The organism is Actinomadura soli (assembly GCF_005889715.1).
Lineage (GTDB): Bacteria > Actinomycetota > Actinomycetes > Streptosporangiales > Streptosporangiaceae > Spirillospora > Spirillospora soli.
In genome coordinates this window covers 1-6,391 of the sequence record NZ_VCKW01000363.1, presented here as the reverse complement: position 1 = coordinate 6,391, position 6,391 = coordinate 1, and the positions used below count along the sequence as shown (strand labels likewise).

Below are 6,391 nucleotides of genomic sequence, written 5' to 3'. Positions count from 1 at the left end.
GGGGTGCGGTGTGGCGGGCGAGGTCGGTGGCGTCTTCGGGGGAGGCGGCGAAGTAGATCTTGTTGCGGGCGTCGGCGGAGATCGCGTCGCGCAGTTCTTTGGGGAGTTGGGACAGGTGTTGGTGGGCGAGGGTGAGGCTGAAGCGGTAGGCGCGGGCTTCGGCGAGGATGTCGGAGATGGAGCCGGGCAGGTTGAGGAAGTTGTGGGCTTCGTCGATGTAGGCGGCCGCGTCGCGGCGTTCGTGCTCGTGCTGGGTGGCGCGTGGGGTGATGGCCTGCCAGGTGTGGGCGAGTAGCAGGGAGCCGAGCAGCCGGACGGCGTCCTCGCCGAGGACGCCTTTGGGGAGGCGAGCCAGGATGAGGCCGCCGGTGCCGAGCATGCCGCCCAGGTCGATGGTGGACGCGCCGCCGGAGAGGGTGTCGCGGACGAAGGGCCGCAGTAGGACGGCGCGGAGTTTGTTCATCACCGGGCCGATCACCGAGGCGCGGGCGGCGGGGGTGAGTTCGTCGTAGGACGCCCAGAACCCTTGGAGGAGTTCGTCGGTGAGCCTGCTGGTGACGCGGGTGCGGTAGGGGGTGTCGACCAGTAGGCGGGGGATGTCGGCCAGGGTGGCGCGGGTGCCGTTGACGCGGGTGAGGGTGAGGCAGGCCGAGCGGAGCAGGTCGTCCAGGCGTGGTCCCCAGGAGGAGGAGAAGCAGCGGCGGAAGGTGGTGACGATCGACTCGGCTGCGAACGCCGGATCGGTTCCGGCCAGTACGTTGAGGCAGGGTGGGCGGCCGCGGTCGGCCGGGTCGAACAGCGCGGTCCGGTTGATGGCGCGGTCGGGGAGCCGGTCCAGTACGTCGGTGATCAGGTCGCCTTTGGGGTCGATGACCAGTGCGCCGCGTCCCGCGGCGGCGTCGGACAGGATGAGGTTGGCCAGGAAGGTCGATTTGCCGACGCCGGTCTGGCCGAGGACGTGCAGGTGCTGGCGGGCGCCGGCGACCGTCAACCCGACCGGCCGCGGCGCCCCGGCCTCGGAGTCCCCGAGCACCCGGACACCGGCCCCGGAGACCGGGACGGCGGGAGAGGGCGCGACGGGGCGGGCTCCGGCGCGGGTGACACCGGGCGCGGCCAGGTCGTAGGGCAGGTGCGCCAGCGCCGCCAACTCGCGCACCGACAGCAGGAAGCCGCGGTGCAGGCGGCGGTCGGCGAGCCGGAGGGCGGGGCGTCGCAGCCTCCGGCGTCGTAGGTGTTGGTGGCCGGAGGTGAACAGCGCGAACGTGGACGCCACTTCGTGCGCGTGCGCGCGCAGCCACCCGGCCTCGGCCTGATCGGGGTGGCGGGTGGAAACGCCGTAGCGGATCGCGGCCTCGAACCGCGGCTGGGCGGCCTTTCCGAGGATCGCGCGGACCTGCTCACCCCGCTCAGGGAACTGCCGCGCCAGGTCGGCCGGTTCCCGGTGGCCGGTCATGCCAGGGGTGAGCAGGTCGAACAGGGCGCCTTGGGGTGCGGTGGAGCGGGCTCCGCGCAGCGCGGCGGCGGCCCGGTGCGCGCGCCGCAACCGGCGCCCGGTCGCCGGGCGGGCCAGTATCTGTACCGCCAAGTGTTCGCCGTCGGCGAGTCCGGACGCCGTACCCAGCAGCCCCCGGAGTGGATCGGAGTCGTGGGCGTGGGTGAGCGGGAAGTGCTCGGCGCGCCCAAGGACCAGCCGTCCCCCAGCGGCCTGGGCGTCAACGGGAAGCGGTCCGGTGGCGGCGCGGGTGGTGAGGGTGGCGCCGGGCCAGGCCGACCGGATCGTCTTCTCCACCAGCCCGGGCGGGACGGTGCCGGGCACCCAGACCTGGAAACGGACACCGGTGTGGTCGGCCAAGTACTCGAAAGCCAGATGCGGCTGCCCGAACAGCACGCGTTTCCACGCGGGCAAGGTCAGGCCGATCAGGTGGGCCCACCAGGCGGCGGCACTGCCGTCCTCGACCTTCGGCGGGACGGCGATCTCGATGACCCGCGCCCCGGGCGACAAGCGGGCGTTGCGCCACCGCCACACTCCTTGCCGGGCCGCCGCCCACGCTGCCGCACCACCCAGAATGCCCGCCGCGACAGCGGGCCCGTAGTTGGTGAGAAGCTCACCGAGCCGGCGCGGATGGTGCGATATTTCCGTCAGGAAGTCATAAGGGCCCCCGGCGCTGTCGAGCGTCATGGTCCATTGGTTCATCGGGCGTCGTCCTCCATCGCTAGAGCGGTCGCGGGCTCGTCCAGGGCGGCGAGTTCGGCGGGATCGGTTGTGGTCAGCCGGTGCTCGTGGGGGCTGGCGATGCCGCTGAAGGCGGCCCGGTCGGCGCCGGTCGTGGTCCCGCACAGCAGCCCCTGCCCGCGGTCGGCGGTGAGCAGGAACGCCTTCTCTCCATCGGTGAGGTCGAACGCGGCTCCGATGCGGTCGATGGCCTGGGGTGCTTGGCGGAGCAGGATCTGGGTGGCGGAGTTGGCGATCACCGCCTGCCCCAGATCGGAGCCGAGCAGGTCGGCGGCGTCCTGGGTGACCACCGCCAGCCCGGCCCAGTGCTTGCGGGCGGACTTGGCCAGCCGGTACAGAAACCGGGCGCCTTCGGCCTCGCGCATCAGCGTCCACGCCTCATCGACCACCACCAGCCGGCGGCGCCGGTCGGCGGGGTCGGTGACTTGCCGCCAGATCGCGTCCAGTGCGAGCAGCGTCCCGACCGTGCGGGTCTCCTCGGGCAGATCCCGCAGCGAGAACACGACCAGGTGGCCGCCGGGGCGGGTGGTGGTCGGCCCGGCGAACAGCCCCCTGTAGGACCCGGTCACGTACGGTGCCAGCCGCGCTGACAGATCCGCCGCCTCGGCCGCGCCCTCCCTGCCCATACGGTCTAGTTCGTGGACCAGGTCGGCTAGTACTGGTGCGCGGCGTTTCCAGCTGCGCGGGTCGTGGGTGATGCCGCACGTCTGGTAGGCGGCGATGATCGCCCGGTCCAGCACCGCCCGCGCCGCCGGGGTCAGCGGTTCGCCGAGCATCACGCCGATGAGTGTCTGCAGGAACAGCGCTCTTCGGATGAGGGTGTCCTCGCCCTGCCCGGCCGGGAGGTCGAATGGGTTGAAGCACACTCCGGGCGCGCCGAGCGGAATGTGGGTGCCGCCGACCGTGCCGGCTAGGCGTCGGTACTCGTCTTCGGGATCGATGACGGCGACGTGGACGCCTTGGTAGAGCAGCCGCAGGGTTTCGAGTTTGGTGAAGTAGGACTTGCCGGCGCCCGAGCGTGCGAGGGTGACCGAGTTGTAGTTGTCCTGGGCGAACCGGTCCCACACCACCACGCCGGAGGAGTAGGCGTTCAGCCCGTACAGCACAGGTGTGTTACCGAGCCGGGGTTGCAGATCGGGGGAGGTGAACGGGAACGCTGCCGCCAGCGCGGCGGTATCGAACACCTGCCGCGCTTTTACACTGTCGTGCGCGAGGGGCAGGGTGGTGGTCCAGCCTTGCAAGGCGCGGAAGGTGGTGGGCTGGGCGTCCAGTAGGAGCGAGGCCGCCAGTGCCCGCACTCGCTGCACTTCGCCATCGAGTTCCGCGTCGTCGGCGGCGTGTACGGCCAGGTACAGCCCGACGCGGAACAATCGGCCGTGCCCGCGTGCGAGTGAGGCGGCGAGTTCGGCTGCGTCGTCGGCGGCGGCTTCGGCGGCGAAGTCGGCCAGTCGCCCACGCTGGGCGTTGGTGCGGGAGGACGATTCGAGGCGGGCGAGTTGCTTGCGGAGCCGCTGCGCCGCGATCAGCGGTGGCACCGGCTCCACGTGCAGGGACACGTCCAGGCGGCCGGGGTAGGTCAGCAGCGGCTCCAGCCAGCCCGCGCTGACCTCCCGCGGATACCCGGCCACCGTGAACGAGGCGCACACCCCGCCCGGCAACTCCACCGACCGCGGCCTCACCTGCAGCGCGCCGGGCCCGGCCATGCCCGACAAATCACTATCACTGACCTCGGCGGGATCGGCGCCCGTTCTGAACGGGTGCAGGGCCTGCAGGGTGTCGCCGAGACTGCGCCTCATGTCCTGCCTTCCTGTTGGAAGCTGATCAGCTCGTCCGGGGCGGCGTTGTCCACAGGGCGGGACTCGCCTGGGGATAGCGACTCGGCCAGCACCGCCACGCACGCGTCGGCGTCCAGGACCTCGGCTGCCACGCCGAGAGCGGCCAGCGACTGCACGGCTTCGGCGGCGCGCCGCAACGCCACCTGTGTCGCCGCATCCCGGTTGGTTCGCTGCCGTTGGCCCTTCGACCACGGCGTGGCGGCGGAAACGGGCGGGCCGTCGCTGATCACGATGAGGACCTGCCGGACGAGCAGATCGTGCGCGGCACCGATCTCGGTCAGGAACGCCGCATGCTCACCCGCCGCCTGCTCCAGCGCGGGATCCGGCAAGTCCGGCGCTTGGGCGGTGATGTGGTCGGCCAGGCCGGACAGGTCGATCGGACGGGCCTGAACCAGCAGTTGCACCGGCGTGTCGAGGGAGTTGAGCCATCGCCCGAACCCGGCGACCAGACTGGCCTGCTCACCCGCAGTGCGCAGGCTGAATGTCACAGTGGCAGCCCGAACGATCACCGCCACACCACCGCCGTCGGCCAGCTCCATCGCCCCGTCCTGACGGACGGCCCGGACCGGGAGCCGTAGCCGTGCGGGGAGTCGGCCGCGCAGCCGGCACCACGACGGCGGCGGCTGCACCGGCTCACCCGCCGACACCCGCGTCTTCGGGCTCCGCAGGAACGCCAGGGCGGCGGCTGCGTAGCGGTCCATGCCCATCCCGTCGCGACGGGCGACCGCCAGCACGAACCCTGCGGCCGTGACCGGCGTCGCCACCGCGACCAGGACCGGGAACGGCGCCACCGCCTGGAAGGTGAGCCACACCCACAGCACCACTGCGGCGGTGCCGCTCAGGATGGTCAGCTGCCGGGCGGTGAGCCCGTAGAGGATCTTGTCGGGCTGGTCGACATCGGCCGGAACCTTTACACTCAATCGCTCGCCGTGCTGGTCGGTCACTTGCTTCTCCGGTGTTTGGGCGGGTCGATCCACAAGGTCAGCTGCCGGTGCGGCACCGGCCGTCTGGGCATTCCGGGGAACATCAGCTGCCGCGACCGCGCCCGAGGCCGCGCCGGAGCGGCGGCTTGCTGCGGTGTGGGTGGCTTCCGGACGCGGGTGACTGGCATCGGCAACGCCAGCTGCCTCGGCTGTTTCGCCCGTGGCCTGGCGGGTGCGGGCGAGTTGGGGATCGGGAGCGCGAGTTGCATCGGTCGGGGGTCTCCTTCCGGGCCGGTCTCGGGATCGTCTGGATCACTGGGCGGCGGTGGCGTCGCAGGAGACGGACCTGCGGGAAGCGCGAGCGGTCGACGCGGGCCGGGCATCTGTGGCCGGTTCGGAGGCGCGGGCGGTGGTTGGGCAGATGAGGTGCTGGTAGCCGCGGGTGCGCCGAGGCCGCGCCGGCGGCCGAGCAGGGCGCCCAGGCCCCGATAGATGATCAGGCTGCGCAGCAGGCCACCGAGCATGCGCGGTTGCGCGGGACGCCAGATGGTCCGCGCGACCCAGGACGGGATCCGCAGCAGCACCCACAGCAGGCACGCCGCCACCAGCAGATCGGTGAGGTCGTTGGCAGACGGCATCCCGACGAGCTGGTCGCTAGTGTCGTCGGTTTCGGTGAACAGCAGCCGGTAGGCGGTCGCCAGCGCCAGCGCCTGGCACACCTGGATCGCCAGCAGCCCGCTCATCCCGCGCCACCACAGCCGCGCGAGCCCGTCGGTGAGCGGCAGCGCGTGGAACATCAACGCCACCGGCGCCGCCGCGATCAGCACCATCGTCAGCGCCAGCCGGACGACGTAGACGAACACCACGCCCAACGCCAGCACCACCACGCCCAGCGCGACCAGTGCGCCGAACGGCGACCCCGGCACCAGGCTCGCGGCCACGAACCCCGCCACCACGTCGGCGACCACACTCGGATCGGTCGACTCCGCGCCCGCGTGCAGGAACGCTCCGGCCAGGCCGTTGGCGAAACTGATCCCGTGTCCGATCAGGATCAGGCTGAGGTTGGAGGCCAGGAACGCTCCAATGATCCGGACGGCCAGCTGCGCGGGGGTGAGTTCGGCGCCGGGCAGGTTGTGCCCGGCCATCAGCCACACCCCGCCCGCGGTGATCAGCAGCACGAAGCAGGTGTTGGCGATCGTCTGCGACACGCCCCACAACTCACGCACCCGCACCATCTGCGGCGCATCCATCTCTGGGGTGCCCAGCACCGTCTGCTGCAAGGTCTCGAAGATCGGCTTGGCGGCAGACGACACCAGATCGGAGAACCAGCCGTTCACCGCGCGCTTGGCCATACAGCTCACATCAGCGAACCCGCACCCTTCTTCCGCCCCGCCCGCACC

Annotated in this window: 3 protein-coding genes and 1 pseudogene; all 4 read right to left on the bottom strand. The window is 71.6% G+C overall.

All coding sequences use genetic code 11. From position 1 onward, the window contains the following. Positions 1-2,194: type IV secretory system conjugative DNA transfer family protein (locus tag ETD83_RS38150; RefSeq protein WP_138650064.1), on the bottom strand; the 2,194-nt coding region annotated here is incomplete at its 3' end. Continuing rightward, complete coding sequence (locus ETD83_RS38145; RefSeq protein WP_138650063.1) at positions 2,191-4,029, bottom strand: VirB4 family type IV secretion system protein; 1,839 nt, start codon at positions 4,027-4,029, stop codon at positions 2,191-2,193. The genes ETD83_RS38150 and ETD83_RS38145, both read right to left, overlap by 4 nt. Continuing rightward, positions 4,026-5,012, bottom strand: a complete 987-nt coding sequence (locus tag ETD83_RS38140; RefSeq protein ID WP_171064675.1) for a PrgI family protein — start codon at positions 5,010-5,012, stop codon at positions 4,026-4,028. Before ETD83_RS38140 ends, ETD83_RS38145 begins: the two co-directional genes overlap by 4 nt. Further along, positions 5,009-6,391, bottom strand: a pseudogene (locus ETD83_RS38135) (hypothetical protein); the annotation flags it as partial. The pseudogene ETD83_RS38135 and the gene ETD83_RS38140, both read right to left, overlap by 4 nt.